Here is a 16,933-nt window from a genome sequence, read left to right on the forward strand (position 1 = left end):
ATGCGCGAGCTGATCTCTCTCTGGCAAGCGGGCGACGGTGTCGCCCGTTTCGTTTCGCTGCTGCTGCTGGCGATGTCGGTGTGCAGCTGGGTGCTGATCTTCTGGCGCGGCTGGACGCTGGCCCGCGCCCGCCGCGACCTGGTCCGCGCGCTGCCCGTGTTCTGGGCCGCGCCCGCGCTGGCCCAGGGTCGGGACCAGATCCACACGCTGGACCGCGAAGGCCTGCTGGCGCCGCTGGTCGACGCCGCGGTCGCGGACAGCCCCGCCGGCACGCTGGCCGCCTCGGCGCAACGCCAGGCCCAGCTCACCCGCCGCCTGCGCGACGCGTTGCACGCGGTGATCGCCGGCCTGAGCCGCGGTCAGGTCCTGCTGGCCACCATCGGCAGCACGGCGCCCTTCGTCGGCCTCTTCGGCACGGTCTGGGGCATCTACCACGCGCTGCTGAGCATCTCCTCGACCGGCAACTTCAGCCTGGACAAGGTCTCGGGCCCGGTGGGCGAGTCGCTGATCATGACCGCCGCCGGCCTGGCCGTGGCCATCCCGGCGGTGCTGGCCTACAACCTGTTCGGCAAATGGGTCGGCGCCTGCGAGGCCGAGCTCGAGGGCTTCGCGCACGACCTGCGCGAGCTGCTCGCCGGCCCGTCGGCCTGAGCGGCCCGGCCCCGTCACGGATCCGGTCGCCATGAAGTTCGGCCGCCTCGAACGCCGCGAAGCGCCCAAGCCCATGGGCGAGATCAACATGACGCCGCTGATCGACGTCATGCTGGTGCTGCTGGTGATCTTCATCATCGCGGCCCCGCTGATGGGCAGCGCGCTCAAGCTGAACCTGCCGCGGAGCGACGCCGCCGCGCCCGGACCGGGCGCCCGCTTCATCGCGCTGTCGATCACCCCCGGGGGCGACTACCAGGTCGGCGAGGAGAAGCTCGACGCCCCGGCCGTGCGCGAGCGCCTCCAGCAGGTCGCCGAGCGCCAACCCGACGCGGAGCTCCGCCTGAGCGCCGACCGCGACGTGCCCTACGGCCGCGTCGCGCAGTTGATCGGCTGGGCCCAGTCGGCCGGGCTGAACCGGATCGCCTTCGTGGCCGAGAACGGCGAGGGCGCGGACGCGCCCCGCGCGCCCGCCGCGACCGGCAAGATCAAGCTGCCCGCCGAGCCCGCGCCGGCAGTCAAGCGCTGAGCTCCCCCGGGTCTCGACCTCGCCCAACGCCCGCCGAGGCCGTGGCCGCGGCGGGTCTGTCTCCTACAATCGCCGGCTACGTTTGCCCGAGCACCATGAACGAGAAATACGCCCCCTCCGAGGTCGAACAGGCCGCCCGCGATCACTGGAACGCCCGCGACGCCTATCGCGTCGTCGAGGACGCGTCCAAGCCCAAGTTCTACGCCTGCTCCATGCTGCCCTACCCCAGCGGCAAGCTGCACATGGGCCATGTCCGCAACTACACGATCAACGACATGTTGACCCGTCAGCTGCGCATGAAGGGCTACAACGTCCTGATGCCCATGGGCTGGGACGCCTTCGGCCTGCCGGCCGAGAACGCGGCGATGAAGAACAAGGTCCCGCCCGCGCAGTGGACCTACGACAACATCGCCTACATGAAGTCGCAGATGCAGGCGATGGGCTTGGCCATCGACTGGTCGCGCGAGATCGCCACCTGCAAGCCCGACTACTACCGCTGGAACCAGTGGCTGTTCCTGAAGATGCTGGAGGCCGGCATCGCCGAGCGCCGCACGCAGGTCGTGAACTGGGACCCGGTCGACCAGACCGTGCTGGCCAACGAGCAGGTCATCGACGGCAAGGGCTGGCGCTCGGGCGCGACGGTCGAGAAGCGCGAGATCCCCGGCTACTACCTGAAGATCACCGATTACGCCGAGGAACTGCTGGCCGCCGTGGCCGACCCCTCGGACAAGAACTACCTGTCCGGCTGGCCCGAGCGCGTGCGCCTGATGCAGGAGAACTGGATCGGCAAGAGCGAGGGCGTGCGCTTCGCCTTCCCGCACGACATCCAGGGCGCGGACGGCCAACCGATCCAGGGCGGCCTGCTCTACGTCTTCACGACGCGCGCCGACACCATCATGGGCGTGACCTTCTGCGCCGTGGCCCCGGAGCACCCGCTGGCCGCGCACGCCGCCGCGACGAACCCGGCCCTGGCCGCGTTCATCGAGGAATGCAAGCAAGGCGGCACGACCGAGGCCGAGCTGGCGACGCAGGACAAGAAGGGCTTGGCGACGGGCCTGTTCGTGACGCACCCGCTGACCGGCGAGAAGGTCGAGGTCTGGGTCGGCAACTACGTGCTGATGAGCTATGGGGACGGCGCCGTCATGGGTGTCCCCGCGCATGACGAGCGCGACTTCGCCTTCGCCAACAAGTACGGCATCGCGCTCAAGCAGGTCGTGAAGGTCGGCGACGAGCCGTGGAGCGCCGACGCCTGGGCCGAGTCCTACGGCGACAAGGTCAAGGGCGTGTGCATCAACTCCGGCGCGCTGGACGGCCTGACGCACAAGCAGGCGGTGGACAAGGTCTCCGAACTGCTCGGCGCCAAGGGCCTGGGCGAGAAGAAGACCACCTGGCGCCTGCGCGACTGGGGCGTGAGCCGCCAGCGCTACTGGGGCACGCCCATCCCCATCATCCATTGCGAGACCTGCGGCCCCGTGCCGGTCCCCGAGAAGGACTTGCCGGTCGTCCTGCCCGAGGACTGCATCCCCGACGGCAGCGGCAATCCGCTGAACAAGCGCGCCGACTTCCTGAACTGCGCCTGCCCCAAGTGCGGCGCACCGGCCAAGCGCGAGACGGACACGATGGACACCTTCGTGGACAGCTCGTGGTACTTCATGCGCTATTGCGACGCGACCAATCCGGAGCAGATGGTCGCGAACGGCACGGATTACTGGATGCCGATGGACCAGTACATCGGCGGCATCGAGCACGCGATCCTGCACCTGCTGTACGCGCGCTTCTGGACCAAGGTCATGCGCGACCTCAAGCTCATCAAGTTCAATGAGCCGTTCACCAACCTGCTGACGCAGGGCATGGTGCTGAAGGGCGCCTTCTTCCGCAAGCCGGAAGACGCCGGCAAGCTCTACTACTGGGAGCACGAGGTCGACGTGGTCCGCAACGAGCACGGCCAGCCCACCGGCGGCACGCTCAAGGCCGACGGCCAGCCGCTCGAGTACGAGATGACGACGATGTCGAAGTCGAAGAACAACGGCGTCGACCCGCAGGCCCTGATCGACGAGTACGGCGCCGACACGGCCCGCCTGTTCGTGATGTTCGCGTCCCCGCCCGAGCAGACGCTGGAGTGGAACGACGCCGGCGTCGAGGGCGCGCACCGCTTCCTCAAGCGCGTGTGGGGCTTCGGCTCGAAGCAGGCCGACGCGATCAAGAGCGGCGGCGCGGACTTCGCCGCGCTGAACGACGACGGCAAGGCGCTGCGCCGCGAGGTGCATCTGGTGCTCAAGCAGGTCTCGTACGACTACGAGCGCATGCAGTACAACACCGTGGTCTCCGGCGCGATGAAGCTGCTGAACGCACTGGAGGGCTTCAAGGCCGAGGGCCAGTCGGCCGCGGTGCGCGAGGGCTTCTCGGTGCTGCTGCGCGTGATCTACCCGGCCTGCCCGCACATCGCGCACGCGCTGTGGAACGAGCTGGGCTTCTCTTCGGAGCTCGGCGAGCTGCTGGACGCGCCCTGGCCCGCGGTCGACGAGTCGGCCCTGGTGCAGGACCAGATCGAGCTGATGCTGCAGGTCAACGGCAAGCTGCGCGGCTCGATCAAGGTCGCCGCCTCGGCCGACAAGGCGGCCATCGAGGCCGCCGCGCTGGCCAATCCCGAGTTCGAGAAGTTCGCCGAGGGCAAGACACCGAAGAAGGTCGTCATCGTCCCGGGTCGTCTCGTCAACGTGGTGGTCTGAGCCATGAAGCGCCGCGATCTGCTGTCGTTCGGAACCTTCGGCGCGCTGGGCGCCGCAGCCCTGCTGTCGGGCTGCGGCTTCGAGCTGCGCAAGGAACCGGTGTACCACTTCAAGACGCTGGCGCTGACCGGCTTCATCCCGCACTCCCCGCTCGCGCAGGAGCTGCGCCGCCAGGTGGCGCGCAGCACCGTCCAGCTGGTCGAGGATCCCAACCGCGCCGACGTCATCATCGACGCCGAGCGCGAGATCCGCGACAAGACCTCGGTGGCGACCACCGCCGCCGGGCAGATCACCGAATGGCAGCTGCGGCTGTCGCTGGACTACTCGCTGCGCTCGGCCGGCGGGGACATCCTGCTGCCCCGCACCGAACTGCGCCTGACCCGCGACATGAACTACAGCGAAAGCGCCGCCCTGGCCAAGGAGCAGGAGGAAGCCTCGCTGCAGAAGGCCATGCAGGTCGAGGCCGTGGGCCTGCTGCTGCGCCGCCTGGCCGCGGTGCACCTGCCCAACTGAACGCGGGGCGGCACGCGGCATGCAGATCAAGGCGGAGGCCCTCGCGGCCCACCTGGCCAAGGGCCTGAAGGCGGTCTACGTCGTGCACGGCGACGAGCCGCTGCTCGCGCAGGAGGCCGCGGACGCGCTGCGCGCCGAGGCCCGCAAGCAGGGCTACAGCGAGCGCCAGGTCTTCACCGTCGTCGGCGGCTACTTCGACTGGGCGCCGGTGATCGCCGCGTCCCAGGCGATGAGCCTGTTCGCCGACAAGCAGTTGATCGAGATCCGCATCCCCGGCGGCAAGCCCGGCAAGGAGGGCTCCGAGGCCCTGCAGCGCTACGTCGAGGGCCTGCCCCCCGACGTCCTGACCCTGGTCACGCTCCCCCGCCTGGACAAGACCCAGCTGAGCAGCGCCTGGTTCACCGCGCTGGACGCGGCCGGCGTCTCGATCAAGGTCGATCCGGTCGAACGCCGTGAGCTCCCCGCCTGGATCGCCCGGCGCCTGCAGCAGCAGGGCCAACCCGTCGCGTCCGGCCCGGAGGGCCAGCAGGCGCTGGAGTTCTTCGCCGACCGCGTCGAGGGCAACCTGCTCGCCGCCCACCAGGAGCTGCAGAAGCTGGCGCTGCTGCACCCGCCGGGCGAGCTCAGCCTGCAGCACATCGAGGCCGCCGTGCTGGACGTGGCCCGCTTCGACGTGTTCAAGCTCAGCGAGGCGCTGCTGGGCGGCCGCGTGGGCCGCGTGCTGCGCATGCTCGAGGGCCTGAAAGCCGAGGGCGAGGCCGCGGTGCTGGTGCACTGGACCATGGCCGAGGACATCCGGGCGCTCAAGCGCGTCCAGGACGCGGTGGGCGCGGGCAAGCCGCTGCCCATGGCCTTGCGCGAGGCGCGCGTCTGGGGCGCCAAGGAGCGCCTGTTCGAGCGCATCGTCCCGCAACTGCACGGCGCGTCGCTGGCGCGTCTGCTGGTGGCCGCGCAGATCTGCGACGGCATCGTCAAGGGCCTGCGCCACCCCGAATGGCCCGCCGATCCCTGGGAAGCCCTGGCCCGATTGGCCCTCATGCTGGAGCAAGCCCTCCGACCGCCGGCCCAGAAAACCCGCTATGGTTGACGCCTTGTCGTCCATCAGGCGCCGTCGATGAGTCTGCTCCGCCGCTTCAGCCTGCGCGCCGGCCCTTCCGGCCGCGCTCCCGCCCCCGAGGGCCGCTTCTTGCCTCGCCCGGGCGTCCTCCACGTGTTCCTGTCGTCCGCCCGGCGCGCGCTGCCGGTGCCGATCGTGGCGATGTCCGGGTTCCTGGCCGTCGCCGCCCAGGCCGCTCCGTGGACGATCCAGGTCCGCGATGCCGGCGGCGCGCCGGTGCCGGACGCGGTCGTCGCGGTCGAGCTGCGCGGCCAGCCGGCCAAGGCCGGGGCCGGCGTCACCGCCACCATGGGCCAGAAGGACCGCCAGTTCCAGCCGCAGCTGCTGATCGTGCAGACCGGCACGGCGGTGAACTTCCCGAATTTCGACACGGTCCGGCACCACGTCTACTCGTTCTCGCCGACCAAGCGCTTCGAGCTGAAGCTGTACTCCGGCACGCCGGCCGAGCCGGTGGTCTTCGACAAGTCCGGCGTGGCCCAGCTCGGCTGCAACATCCACGACCGGATGAGCGCCCACATCGTCGTCGTCGACACGCCGGTGTTCGGCCGGGCCGACGCGCAGGGCGAGGTCAAGCTCGACCTGCCACCGGGCGAGCACCGCGTGCGCCTGTGGGCCACGCGCATGGGCAACGCCGCGCCGACCGCGCAGCCGCTGACCGTGGCCGCCGGCGCGCCCGGCGTGCTGAAGGTGGAACTGCGCGACTGACGCCATGCCCATGCGCTGGCCCGACTTCCTCAACCTGCGGCGGCTGGAGGGGCGCATCGTCGCGCTGTTCCTGGCGCTGCTGGTAGTCGTCCAGCTGATGAATCTGGCCCTGATCAACCAGGGCATCGGCCGCAACGCGCGGGCCTCGGTCGCGGAGGAGCTGGCCGCGGGCGAGCGCATCTTCACGCAGCTGGTCGAGCAGGACGCCGAGCAGCGCGGCCTGATCGCCGACCTGCTGCAGTCCGACTACGGCCTGCGCCAGCTGGTGGGCGCCGGCATCGAGGGCGACGAGCTGCGCGTCACGCTGCAGGACGTCTTCAAGAACCTGAGCGAGCGCGGCGAGGCGAGCTTCATCGGCTACGCCAACGACGCCTTCCAGCTGGTCACCGCGACCGATCCCATCGCCGGCCGGGTCGCGCCGATGCTGCGCGGGGTGAGCCGGCAGCAGCAGGGCCGCACGCAGAGCCAGATCGTGCTGCTGGGCGACAGGGCCTATCAGGTGGTGGTGGCGCGCATGCGCGCCGCGGGCCTGGGCGGCTGGGTGTTCATGGGCTTCGAGATGCGGCAGGACCAGCTGCGGGAGCTGCGCCGCATCGCCAACATCGAGGGCGTGCTGCTGAGCCGGCCCGAGCACGGCGCCTGGACGGTACTGGCCAGCGTGCTGGATGCCGCCAACACCGAGCTCGTCCTGCGCGAGCTGCCCGCGATCGCGCAGCCGGCGGCGGGCACCGCCGACCGGGCCGAGCAGCCGCCCGCGCAGACCTTCCAGTTGCGCCTCGACGGCGAGCAGTTCCAGGCCCGGCTGCAGCCGCTGGCCCACGGCGGCGACGACAAGCGCCTGATGGCGGTGCTGCTGCTGCGCTCGGTCGACGACGCGCTGGCGCCCTACCGCCAGCTGCAATGGATGCTGCTGGGCCTGAGCCTGGCGGGCGTGGCCGTCTTCGCGGTCGGCGCGGTGCTGACGGCGCGGCGCATCAGCGGTCCGGTCAAGGCACTGGCGGGCGAGGCGCGCCGGCTCGGCGCGGGCGACTACGCGCGGCCGGTGACGCGGCCCTCGCGCGACGAGATCGGCGATCTGGCCGAGGCCTTCGAGGCCATGCGCCAAGGCATCCGCGCGCGCGAGGAGGAAGTCCACCGCCTCGCCTTCTGGGACCCGCTGACCGACCTGCCCAACCGCGAGCAGTTCAGCCAGGCGCTGGCGCGGCGCATCGCCGACAGCAACGAGCGCTTCGCCCTGCTGATGCTGAACCTGGACCGCTTCAAGCACGTCAACGACGTGCTCGGCCGCGGCTTCGGCGACCGGCTGTTGCGCGCGGTGGCGGACCGGCTGCAACACCTGCTCAAGGACGAGGTCCGCCTGATCGCGCGGCTGGGCGGCGACGAGTTCCTGCTCTTGATCGAGGGCGCCGGCGCGACGCGCGCCGAGGCCGTCTGCAAGCGCATCCAGCGCGACTTCGAGCGCGCGCTCAGCATCGACGACCAGACGGTGGACCTGTCGGCGGGCATGGGCGTGTCGCTGTATCCGCAGCATGGTCACGACCCCGCGATGCTGCTGGCGCGCGCGGAGCTGGCGATGCACGCGGCCAAGCGCGGACAAAGTGGCTGCGAGGTCTACGCGGCCAGCATGGACGCGGCCAGCCAGGAGTCCCTGTCGCTGCTGAGCGAGCTGCGCCACGCGATCGACGCCGGGGAGCTGCGGCTCTTCCTGCAGCCCAAGGTCGACCTGCACGGCCAGCGCATCGCAGGCGCCGAGGCGCTGGTGCGCTGGCAGCATCCGTCGCGCGGCATGGTGCCGCCGATGGAGTTCATCCCCTTCGCCGAGCAGACCGGTTTCATCCGCCAGATCACCGCGTGGATGCTGCACGCGGCGGCGCAGGCCTGGATCGGACTGGAGCGCGAGGGCCTGGCGGTGCCCATCAGCGTGAACCTGTCGACCCGCGACCTGATGGACCAGGACCTGGCGATCAAGGTCGCCGACCTCGCCGCCGGCGTGCCGCCGTCGGCGCTGTGCCTGGAGATCACCGAGTCCGCGATCATGGACGACCCGCAGCGCGCGCTGCAGACGCTGGAGCAGCTGCATGCGCTGGGCTTCAAGCTGTCCATCGACGATTTCGGGACGGGCTACTCGTCGCTCGCGTATCTGAAGCAGCTGTCGGTGGACGAGCTCAAGATCGACCGCAGCTTCGTGATGAACATGGAGCGCGACATCGACGACGCCAAGATCGTGCGCTCCACCATCGAGCTGGCCCACAACCTGGGGCTGAGCGTGGTCGCCGAAGGGCTGGAGACGGCCAAGGCCTGGACGCTGCTGCAGACACTGGGCTGCGACCAGGGCCAGGGCTATCTGCTGGCGAGGCCCATGCCCGGGGACCAGTTCCCCGAGTGGCTCAAGAACTGGCGGCCGCCGGATCTGGGCGACGCGCGCGCCAGCACCATCCTCGCGAACCTGTGAGCCCGGCCTGGCCTGCCGCCCGCGCGAGCACGCGCGGCGACGGCAGGGGGCTCGTGCTCAGCGGCACACCCCGTCATGCCACGCCGATGTCCCCCGCATCACCGGGATCACGCGCCGTGCGCCCGCGGCGTCGACGGCCAGGCAGAACTTCGCGGCATAGCCCCGCGTCGCATCGGACGGATCCGACGAGCGTCCATTGAGATAGACCTCGTAGACCTTGCCGGTCTGCAGCACCGCCGGCGGGGGATCCTCCGGCCGGGCGGGCAGTTGCCCGTAGGCGATGCAATCGGCGGCGGAACTCGGCGCGGCCGGCGGATCGATCCACGCCCGCCACACGCTGACCACCGGCTGGGTCGACGCATCGCTGACCGACACGGCCCGCACCCGCACGTTCGGCCCGCGCGCCAGCTCCCTGGCGGGCACGACGAAGCACGGCAGGCCGTCCTTCTCCAGCACGCCGGCCTCGCCCATCCGGGACATCGCGCCGGCGCTGCCCAGCGCCGCGCAGAGCGCCAGCGCGACGAGGCCTTGCAGGCAGATGGATCTGGTCCGCGGGGTGCTCGGGAAAGACATGCTGCGCCTCGTCGACAAGTGGCTCCGGCCCTTCGGCCAGGCCCCGGTCAGGTGTCGCGGTCCTCGAGCGCGTCGCACAGCGCCTCGAGCCCGGCGCGCACGGTCTGCGCGCGCACCGAATGCCGGTTGCCGGGGAAGAGCTCCTTCCACACCCGGACCGGCTTGCGGCCGTGCAGCAGCGCCAGCCACACCGTGCCGACCGGCTTGGCCTCGCTGCCGCCGCCGGGGCCGGCCACACCGGTCACCGCCAGCGCCCAGTCCACCGGCGCATGCGCGATCAGGCCGCGGGCCATGTGCTCGGCGACCTCGCCGCTGACCGCGCCGTTGAGCGCGATCATCGCGGCGGGCACGCCCAGCAGCTCGGTCTTGGCCTCGTTGCTGTAGCTGACCACGCCGCGCTCGAACCACTGGCTCGATCCCGCCAGCGAGGTGCAGGCCGCGGCGATCAGGCCGCCGGTGCAGGACTCGGCGGTGCCCATGCGTTCCTTGCGCTGGATCAGCGCGAGGGCGATGCGTTCGATCAGTTCGGACTCGTCGGGAAACAGCATGGGGCCTCCAGAGGAATGATCAGCCGCCCAGGTGCGGCCACGCGGCCTTGGCGATGGCCAGCACCACGAGCGTACATCCGGCCGCGACCAGATCGTCGAACAGGATGCCGAAGCCTTGCCAGACCGTCACCGGCTTGCCGGGCTCGATCTTGAACAGGCCGTCGGCCCAGCGCACCGGACCGGGCTTGGCGGCGTCGAAGTAGCGGAACACGCCGAAGGCCGCCAGCTGCCACCAGAAGCCCGCCGGCATCACCAGCCACAGGATCAGCCAGATGGCGACGATCTCGTCCCAGACGACCGCGCCGGGATCGCAGGTGCGCATGTGGCGCGCGGTGACCGTGCAGGCCCACCAGCCGACCACCAGGCTCGCCGCGATCAGCAGGCCCCATTGCGTCGGGCTCAGCCACAGGTTGAGCACCGCGAACGAGGCCCAGCCCCACAGCGTGCCCACCGTGCCCGGCGCCCGCGGCGACAGCCCCGAGCCGAAGCCGATGCCGATCCAGTGCGCCGGATGGCGAAGCATGAAGCCGAGCGTCGCGCGCACGGGCGGAAGCGGAAGGTCGTCGCTCATGGGAGGCTCAGGACTTGAAATGATCGAAGCCGCGCAGGGACGCCAGCGACACCGTCGCGCCGGCGCCGTCGACGACGCGCAAGCCCGGCTCGGCCTCGATGCGGCCGACGCGGTACACGGGCGTCGCCGCCGCATGCCCGGCCTCGATGACGCGCTCGCGCTGGTCGGCGGGCGCGGTGAAGACCAGTTCGTAATCGTCGCCGCCGGTGAGCAGGCACAGCTGCTGGACGGCCTCCGGCTGCGCGCCCAGGATCGCCGAGCGCGGCAGATCCGCGAGACGCAGCGTGGCGCCCACGCCGGAGCGTGTCAGCACATGGCCGATGTCGCCGATCAGGCCGTCGGACACATCGACCGCCGCGCTCGCGATGCCGCGCAGCGCGCGACCGAGCGCGACGCGCGGCTCGGGCAGCTCCATGCGCAGACGCGCCTCGTCGAATTGTTGCCCGGGCAGCGACAGCGTGCCGCGGAAGACCTCCAGCGCCAGCCGCGCATCGCCCAGGGTGCCGCTGACCCACACGTCGTCGCCGGGGCGCGCGCCCGAGCGCAGCAGCGCCTGACCCGCGGGCGTCTCGCCCATCACGGTGATGTTGATGTTGAGCGGCCCGGCGGTCGTGTCGCCGCCGGCCAGCACGATGCCGTGCGCGTCGGCCAGCTCGAACATCCCTTGGGAGAAGCCGGCCAGGAAGGCCTCGTCCACGCGGGGCAGCGCCAGCGACAGGAGGAAGGCGCGCGGCGAGGCGCCGCAGGCCGCGAGGTCGCTCAGGTTCACCGCCAGCGCCTTGTGGCCCAGCCGGCGCGGCGACACGGTGCTCAGGAAGTGCCGGCCCTCGACCAGCATGTCGGCCGAGACCAGCCACTGGTGGCCCGGGGTGGGCGTCAGCACGGCGCAGTCGTCGCCGATGCCCAGCGTCACCGCGCCGCCCTCGATCCGCCCGGCACGCGCGCCGCGGCCGAAGTAGCGGTCGATCAGGTCGAACTCGCCCAGCGGACGGCGGGTTCCGGGGTCATGCGATGCCGCTGGCGATGTCGAGGACGATGCGGGGGATTCAGCCATGGGCGGCATTGTCGCCGCGCAGCAGGTTGGAGAGTTCGACCGCGGACTTCACGTTCATCTTCTCGAAGACGCGCGCCCGGTGGACCTCGACGGTGCGCACGCTGATGTTGAGCTGGTCCGCGATCAGCTTGTTGGGCAGGCCCTGCACCACCAGCTGCATGACCTCGCGCTCGCGCTCGGTGAGGTCGCCGACGCGCTGGTCCAGCGCCTTGTGGCTGTCGCGGGCCTCGATCGCGGCGGAGCTCACCGCCAGCGCCTGCTCGACGCGATCCACCAGCGCGTTGTCCGAGAACGGCTTCTCGACGAAGTCGTAGGCGCCGCGCTTGACCGCCGCCACCGCCGTCGGCACATCGCCGTGACCGGTCAGGAAGATCACCGGCAGCGTCTGCTGCAGGCCGCGCTCGATCAGGCGCTCGAACAAGGCCAGGCCGCTCATGCCGGGCATGCGCACGTCCAGCAGCAGGCAGCTCGGCGCGGTCGGCCAGTCCACCCCGCCGCGCGGCAGCGCGTCCAGCATCGATTCGAAGGCCTCGGCGCTGCCGAAGCCCTCGGACAGCAGCCGGCGCGAGCGCAGCAGCCAGGCCAGCGCGTCACGCACGACCTCCTCGTCGTCGACCAGATAGACCATGGGCAGGGACTGCGGCTTCATGCGGACGATTCTCCAGAAAGCGTGTTGCGGCTGCCGGCCGCGCGGGGCGATCCGGCGCCATCCTCGCAGGGGAGGCTGAAACGGAACTCGGTGCCGGTGGGCGATTGCGGCGCGACGCGGCTCTCGAAGTCCATCGCGCCGCCGTGCTGCTCGACCACGGTGCGGCACAGGCTCAGGCCCAGGCCCATGCCCTCGGTGCGGGTGGTGAAGAAGGGCGTGAACAGCTGGCGCGCGACCTCGGGCGGGATGCCCGGGCCATGGTCGATGACGGCGAAGCTCAGCCACTTGGGCTGCAAGCGGTGCACGCGCAGGATCAGCGCGCGATCCGCCAGCGGCGTGGGGCCATCCATGGCCTGGATCGCGTTGCGGGTCAGGTTGAGCAGCACCTGCTCGACCATGGTCCGGTCGCAGCGCACCCGCGGCAGGCCGCGCGGCACGTCGAGCTCGATGCGCGCGCCGCTCTTGCGCGCCTGCAGCCGCACCAGCGGCAGCACCGCCTCGATCAGCTGGTCGACGGCGGTCCATTCGCGCGCGGCCTCGCGGCGGCGGACAAAGTCGTGCACGCTCTTGATCACGCGGCCGGCGCGCTCGGCCTGCTCGGCGATGCGGGTGACGGCCTGACGCACCATGGCCGGTGTCTGCGGGTCGTCGGCCTCGCGCACCATCAGGTTGATCGACGCGGTCGCGTAGCTGGCGATCGCCGCCAAGGGCTGGTTCAGCTCGTGGCTCAGCAGCGAGGCCATCTCGCCCACCGTCGCCAGGCGCGCCGTCGCCTGCAGACGGTCCTGCTGCTGGCGCGACAGCTCCTCGACCTTGCGCTGCGCGCTCAGGTCCAGCACCGCGCTCATCCAGCCGGTCTGCTGACCCTCGGCGTTGAGCAGCGGGGCCTCGTAGATCATGACCGGGAAGCGCTCGCCGCTGGCGCGCGCGAAGACGGTCTCGAAGCCCTCGCGCGGCGGCAGGCCGGCTTCCCAGCGCGCCTCGCGGTCGCGGTGGCGGCGCCAGTACTCGTCGGTGAACTCGGGCGGCCAGTACAGCGGCGGATTCGGCGGCCGGCCGCTGCCCACCAGCTCCTCGGCCGGATAGCCCACCATCGCGCAGAAGGCCGGGTTCACGTAGCTGATGTTGCCGTCCAGATCCCGGGCGCGCAGGCCCGTGATCAGCGAGTTCTCCATCGCCTGGCGGAAGGCCAGCGACTCGGCCAGCGCATGCTCGGCCTCGGCGCGCTTGCGGCCGTCGCGCGCCAGCACGATGACCAGCGCGAACAGCGCCAGCGACAGCCCGATCACCAGCGCGGTCGCCAGGTTCGGGATCAGCTGCGGCCGCCCGGTCGCGTTGTCCACGCGCAGCTGCAGGCTCAGGCCGGGCAGGTCGAGCAGGCGCTCGGACAGGTAGAAGCCGCTGCCCCGCGTCAGGCCGGTGCGCGCCAGCCGCGTGCCGTCGCCCTCGACGAAGGACATCTCGAAGCGGCGCGCCTGGTCCTGGGAGATGGACTCCTCCAGCAGCGGCCGCAGGCCCACGGTGGCGACGACGTAGGAGGCGGGTTCGCCGGCGCGCACGCGCGGCAGGCACAGGTCGGTGACCTCCAGTCCGTCGCCGCCCGAGCCCGGCACGAAGTACGAGCGGGAGAACAGCGGCGTGCCCTGACGCAGCGCGGCGATGCAGGCGAGCTCGGTCTCCAGCTGCAGCTGGTTGCGTGACAGCGTCGAGAACAGCGGCGGCGCGTAGGGCGTGTCGACGGCGCGGATCACCTCGCGGTTGCGGTCGCGCAGCTCGATGCGCAGCAGCACCCGGGTCTGGCGCATCAGCGCGGCGGCGTTGGTGCGCCACTCGTCGTCCTGCGCCCAGAGCAGGCCCTGCAGCGCCTGCAGGTCACGGCTCACCAGCTGCTTGCCACGGGCGGTGACCTCGGCGGCGGCCAGGTCGGAGGCCTCCTGCGCGCGGGCGGCCTCGTGGCTCACCGTCAGGGTCAGCAGCAGCGACTGCGCCACCAGCAGCAGCCCGACCAGCGTCCCCCACAGCAGCGCGCGGCGCCAGCGGCGCGGCCGCGCGGGCGTGAAGGGAGGCGGAGCGACGGCGTGCATGGGCGGACAGCGGAGGACGGAAAGCGGATTGAAAGCCGCGCGCGGCGAGGATCGCCCTCCGGCACGAAAGCGGGGCAGGCAGTATGGCCTCGCGAGGCGCCGGGGCGATGCGCAGTTTCGCGTATCCGGGGCGGACGCGCGGGACCGGTGCGCGGGACCGGCACGTCATCCGCGCGCGGCTGGCTCGCATGCGGCATACGCATAGTCCGCACTGTCCCGCGACGGTCGGACTCCTACAATGCCCGACCCGGCTTCCGCCGTGCCCCGAGCCCTTCGACCCCTGGTCGGAGCCCTCGTCGCCCGCGCATCGCCATCGTTTGAGAGACAGCCCGGGACCCCCATCGAGAGGTCGCGGCCAACCTGACTGAGCCCTTATGACCACGTCCGAAGAAAAACGCGCGCAACTGCGCCAGGCCGCTCTCGAATATCACGAGTTTCCGACCCCGGGCAAGATCGCGATCGCCGCGACCAAGCAGCTGATCAACCAGCGCGATCTGGCGCTGGCGTACTCCCCCGGCGTGGCCGCCGCCTGTGAAGAGATCGTGGCCGACCCGGCCAACGCCTTCCGCTACACCTCGCGCGGCAACCTGGTGGCCGTGATCTCCAACGGCACCGCGGTCCTGGGTCTGGGCGACATCGGGCCGCTGGCGTCCAAGCCGGTGATGGAGGGCAAGGGCGTCCTGTTCAAGAAGTTCGCCGGCATCGACGTCTTCGACCTGGAGATCGACGAGAAGAAGGACCTGGACAAGCTGGTCGACGTGATCGCCGCGCTGGAGCCCACCTTCGGCGGCATCAACCTCGAGGACATCAAGGCCCCGGACTGCTTCTACGTCGAGCGCGAGCTGCGCAAGCGCATGAAGATCCCGGTCTTCCACGACGACCAGCACGGCACCGCCATCGTCGTGGCCGCCGGCCTGCTCAACGGCCTGAAGGTCGCGGGCAAGGACATCAAGTCGGTCAAGCTGGTGACCTCCGGCGCCGGCGCCGCGGCGCTGGCCTGCCTGAACCTGCTGGTCAAGCTGGGCCTGCCCCGCGAGAACATCTGGGTGACCGACCTGGCCGGCGTGGTCTACCAGGGCCGCACCGAACTGATGGATCCGGACAAGGCCGTCTACGCGCAGCCCACCGAGCAGCGCAGCCTGCGAGACGTGATCGCCGGCGCGGACATCTTCCTGGGCCTGTCGGCGGGTGGGGTGCTCAAGCAGGACATGGTCGCGACCATGGCCGCCAAGCCCATCATCTTCGCGCTGGCCAACCCGAATCCGGAGATCCAGCCCGAGGACGTGCACGCCATCCGCGACGACGCGCTGATGGCCACGGGCCGCACGGACTATCCGAACCAGGTCAACAACGTCCTGTGCTTCCCTTACATCTTCCGGGGGGCCCTGGACTGCGGCGCGACCACCATCAATGACGAGATGGAGATCGCCGCGGTGCACGCGATCGCCGAGCTGGCGCAAGCCGAGCAGAGCGAGGTCGTCGCCGCCGCCTACGCCGGCGCCAACCTGAGCTTCGGCCCCGAGTACCTGATCCCCAAGCCCTTCGACCCGCGCCTGATGATGAAGATCGCGCCGGCGGTGGCCCTGGCGGCCGAGGCCTCCGGCGTGGCGCTGCGCCCGATCCAGGACATGCCGGCCTATCTGGAGAAGCTGCAGAGCTTCGTCTACGCCTCCGGCACGACGATGAAGCCGATCTTCCAGATCGCCAAGAAGGCGCTGCACAAGCGCGTCGCCTACGCCGAGGGCGAGGAAGAGCGCGTCCTGCGCGCGGTCCAGGTGGTGGTCGACGAGGGCGTGGCCCGTCCGACGCTGATCGGCCGCCCGCAAGTCATCGCCCAGCGCTGCGAGCGCTTCGGCCTGCGCCTGCAGGAAGGCCGCGACTACGACGTCGTGAACACCGAGTTCGACCAGCGCTACCGCGACTACTGGCAGACCTATCTGGCCATGACCGAGCGCAAGGGCGTGACCCAGCAACTGGCCAAGATCGAGATGCGCCGCCGCCTGACGCTGATCGGCTCCATGCTGCTGCACAAGGGCGAAGTGGACGGGATGCTCTGCGGCACCTGGGGCAACACCGCCATGCACCTGCAGTACATCGACCAGGTCATCGGCAAGCGCCCCGGCGTCAAGAACTTCGCCTGCATGAACGGGCTGATCCTTCCCGGCCGTCAGGTCATGCTGGTCGACACCCACGTCAACTACGACCCCAACGCCGAACAACTGGCCGAGATCACTATCATGGCCGCCGAGGAAATGATGCGCTTCGGCCTGCGCCCCAAGGCGGCGCTGCTGTCGCACAGCAACTTCGGATCGAGCAACTGCCCGTCCGCGGTCAAGATGCGCGACGCGCTGGCGCTGATCCGCGACACGGCTCCCTGGCTGGAAGTCGACGGCGAGATGCACGGCGACACCGCGCTGGATCCCAACCTGCGCGCGCAGCTGATGCCCAACAGCACGCTGTCCGGCGAGGCCAACCTGCTGGTGATGCCCAACATCGACGCGGCCAACATCAGCTACAACCTGCTGAAGACGGCCGCCGGCGGCGGCATCGCCATCGGCCCGGTCCTGCTGGGCGCGGCCAAGCCGGTGCACGTGCTGACGGCCTCGGCCACGGTGCGGCGCATCGTCAACATGACCGCGCTGACGGTCGCGGACGCCAACGCCGCCCGCTGATCCGGCGGGCCGCCGACCGCGTCGCCCCTGGGGCGCGGCGGCCGATCGGCCCGGTTCCGGGGCCTCGCCCGAGGCCTCCTCGAACGCCC

General features: G+C 70.9%; 14 protein-coding genes. 8 read left to right on the forward strand and 6 right to left on the reverse strand.

Annotated features, from left to right (window positions below):
- The 7 genes from MCHT01_RS23340 to MCHT01_RS23370 all read left to right on the forward strand — a co-directional run bounded on the left by MCHT01_RS23340 (position 1) and on the right by MCHT01_RS23370 (position 8,693).
- Complete coding sequence (locus MCHT01_RS23340) at positions 1-651, forward strand: MotA/TolQ/ExbB proton channel family protein (RefSeq protein WP_067069471.1); 651 nt, start codon at positions 1-3, stop codon at positions 649-651.
- Positions 652-682: 31 nt separating this feature from the next.
- Positions 683-1,177 (forward strand): ExbD/TolR family protein, encoded by a 495-nt coding sequence (locus tag MCHT01_RS23345; RefSeq protein WP_067069474.1) that lies wholly within the window; start codon positions 683-685, stop codon positions 1,175-1,177.
- A 95-nt stretch (positions 1,178-1,272) separates the two neighbouring features.
- Entirely contained in the window at positions 1,273-3,906 is a 2,634-nt protein-coding gene (leuS, locus tag MCHT01_RS23350; protein ID WP_067069477.1) for a leucine--tRNA ligase, read from the forward strand.
- A gap of 3 nt (positions 3,907-3,909) precedes the next feature.
- Positions 3,910-4,419, forward strand: coding sequence for an LPS-assembly lipoprotein LptE (locus MCHT01_RS23355; protein ID WP_067069481.1), 510 nt, complete (start codon positions 3,910-3,912; stop codon positions 4,417-4,419).
- Between the two features lie 19 nt (positions 4,420-4,438).
- The gene (gene holA, locus MCHT01_RS23360) at positions 4,439-5,506 is read left to right on the forward strand and encodes a DNA polymerase III subunit delta (RefSeq protein WP_067069484.1); all 1,068 of its coding nucleotides are present in this window, start codon (positions 4,439-4,441) and stop codon (positions 5,504-5,506) included.
- A 27-nt stretch (positions 5,507-5,533) separates the two neighbouring features.
- Positions 5,534-6,241 (forward strand): methylamine utilization protein, encoded by a 708-nt coding sequence (locus tag MCHT01_RS23365; protein WP_148661686.1) that lies wholly within the window; start codon positions 5,534-5,536, stop codon positions 6,239-6,241.
- A gap of 4 nt (positions 6,242-6,245) precedes the next feature.
- Positions 6,246-8,693: a putative bifunctional diguanylate cyclase/phosphodiesterase gene (locus MCHT01_RS23370; RefSeq protein ID WP_067069486.1), complete on the forward strand. Its 2,448-nt coding sequence runs from the start codon at positions 6,246-6,248 to the stop codon at positions 8,691-8,693.
- 57 nt (positions 8,694-8,750) lie between these two features.
- Here the strand turns inward: MCHT01_RS23370 and MCHT01_RS23375 are convergent, their stop codons facing one another.
- From MCHT01_RS23375 to MCHT01_RS23400, 6 genes are all read right to left on the reverse strand, one after another.
- Positions 8,751-9,266: a hypothetical protein gene (locus MCHT01_RS23375; protein WP_067069489.1), complete on the reverse strand. Its 516-nt coding sequence runs from the start codon at positions 9,264-9,266 to the stop codon at positions 8,751-8,753.
- A gap of 47 nt (positions 9,267-9,313) precedes the next feature.
- Positions 9,314-9,814 (reverse strand): CinA family protein, encoded by a 501-nt coding sequence (locus MCHT01_RS23380; protein WP_067069492.1) that lies wholly within the window; start codon positions 9,812-9,814, stop codon positions 9,314-9,316.
- A gap of 19 nt (positions 9,815-9,833) precedes the next feature.
- Positions 9,834-10,385, reverse strand: coding sequence for a phosphatidylglycerophosphatase A family protein (locus MCHT01_RS23385; RefSeq protein WP_067069496.1), 552 nt, complete (start codon positions 10,383-10,385; stop codon positions 9,834-9,836).
- Positions 10,386-10,392: 7 nt separating this feature from the next.
- Positions 10,393-11,370: a thiamine-phosphate kinase gene (thiL, locus tag MCHT01_RS23390; RefSeq protein WP_067069668.1), complete on the reverse strand. Its 978-nt coding sequence runs from the start codon at positions 11,368-11,370 to the stop codon at positions 10,393-10,395.
- A gap of 61 nt (positions 11,371-11,431) precedes the next feature.
- Positions 11,432-12,088 (reverse strand): response regulator transcription factor, encoded by a 657-nt coding sequence (locus MCHT01_RS23395; RefSeq protein WP_067069499.1) that lies wholly within the window; start codon positions 12,086-12,088, stop codon positions 11,432-11,434.
- Positions 12,085-14,172, reverse strand: coding sequence for a PAS domain-containing sensor histidine kinase (locus MCHT01_RS23400; RefSeq protein ID WP_067069502.1), 2,088 nt, complete (start codon positions 14,170-14,172; stop codon positions 12,085-12,087). The genes MCHT01_RS23395 and MCHT01_RS23400 overlap by 4 nt, the downstream gene beginning before the upstream one ends.
- Positions 14,173-14,546: 374 nt before the next feature.
- Between MCHT01_RS23400 and MCHT01_RS23405 the strand changes: the two genes are divergently transcribed.
- Positions 14,547-16,844, forward strand: coding sequence for an NADP-dependent malic enzyme (locus MCHT01_RS23405; RefSeq protein ID WP_067069504.1), 2,298 nt, complete (start codon positions 14,547-14,549; stop codon positions 16,842-16,844).
- Positions 16,845-16,933 lie beyond the last annotated feature (89 nt).

This window comes from Mitsuaria chitosanitabida ATCC BAA-476 = NBRC 102408, assembly GCF_001598255.1.
GTDB lineage: Bacteria > Pseudomonadota > Gammaproteobacteria > Burkholderiales > Burkholderiaceae_C > Roseateles > Roseateles chitosanitabidus.

Excerpts from the sequence above, each read along its gene's own strand:
- MCHT01_RS23340 (WP_067069471.1), top strand. The coding sequence starts at position 1 with ATGCGCGAGCTGATCTCTCTCTGGCAAGCGGGCGACGGTGTCGCCCGT.
- MCHT01_RS23345 (WP_067069474.1), top strand. The coding sequence starts at position 683 with ATGAAGTTCGGCCGCCTCGAACGCCGCGAAGCGCCCAAGCCCATGGGC.
- leuS (WP_067069477.1), top strand. The coding sequence starts at position 1,273 with ATGAACGAGAAATACGCCCCCTCCGAGGTCGAACAGGCCGCCCGCGAT.
- MCHT01_RS23355 (WP_067069481.1), top strand. The coding sequence starts at position 3,910 with ATGAAGCGCCGCGATCTGCTGTCGTTCGGAACCTTCGGCGCGCTGGGC.
- holA (WP_067069484.1), top strand. The coding sequence starts at position 4,439 with ATGCAGATCAAGGCGGAGGCCCTCGCGGCCCACCTGGCCAAGGGCCTG.
- MCHT01_RS23365 (WP_148661686.1), top strand. The coding sequence starts at position 5,534 with ATGAGTCTGCTCCGCCGCTTCAGCCTGCGCGCCGGCCCTTCCGGCCGC.
- MCHT01_RS23370 (WP_067069486.1), top strand. The coding sequence starts at position 6,246 with ATGCCCATGCGCTGGCCCGACTTCCTCAACCTGCGGCGGCTGGAGGGG.
- MCHT01_RS23375 (WP_067069489.1), bottom strand. The coding sequence starts at position 9,266 with ATGTCTTTCCCGAGCACCCCGCGGACCAGATCCATCTGCCTGCAAGGC.
- MCHT01_RS23380 (WP_067069492.1), bottom strand. The coding sequence starts at position 9,814 with ATGCTGTTTCCCGACGAGTCCGAACTGATCGAACGCATCGCCCTCGCG.
- MCHT01_RS23385 (WP_067069496.1), bottom strand. The coding sequence starts at position 10,385 with ATGAGCGACGACCTTCCGCTTCCGCCCGTGCGCGCGACGCTCGGCTTC.
- MCHT01_RS23395 (WP_067069499.1), bottom strand. The coding sequence starts at position 12,088 with ATGAAGCCGCAGTCCCTGCCCATGGTCTATCTGGTCGACGACGAGGAG.
- MCHT01_RS23400 (WP_067069502.1), bottom strand. The coding sequence starts at position 14,172 with ATGCACGCCGTCGCTCCGCCTCCCTTCACGCCCGCGCGGCCGCGCCGC.
- MCHT01_RS23405 (WP_067069504.1), top strand. The coding sequence starts at position 14,547 with ATGACCACGTCCGAAGAAAAACGCGCGCAACTGCGCCAGGCCGCTCTC.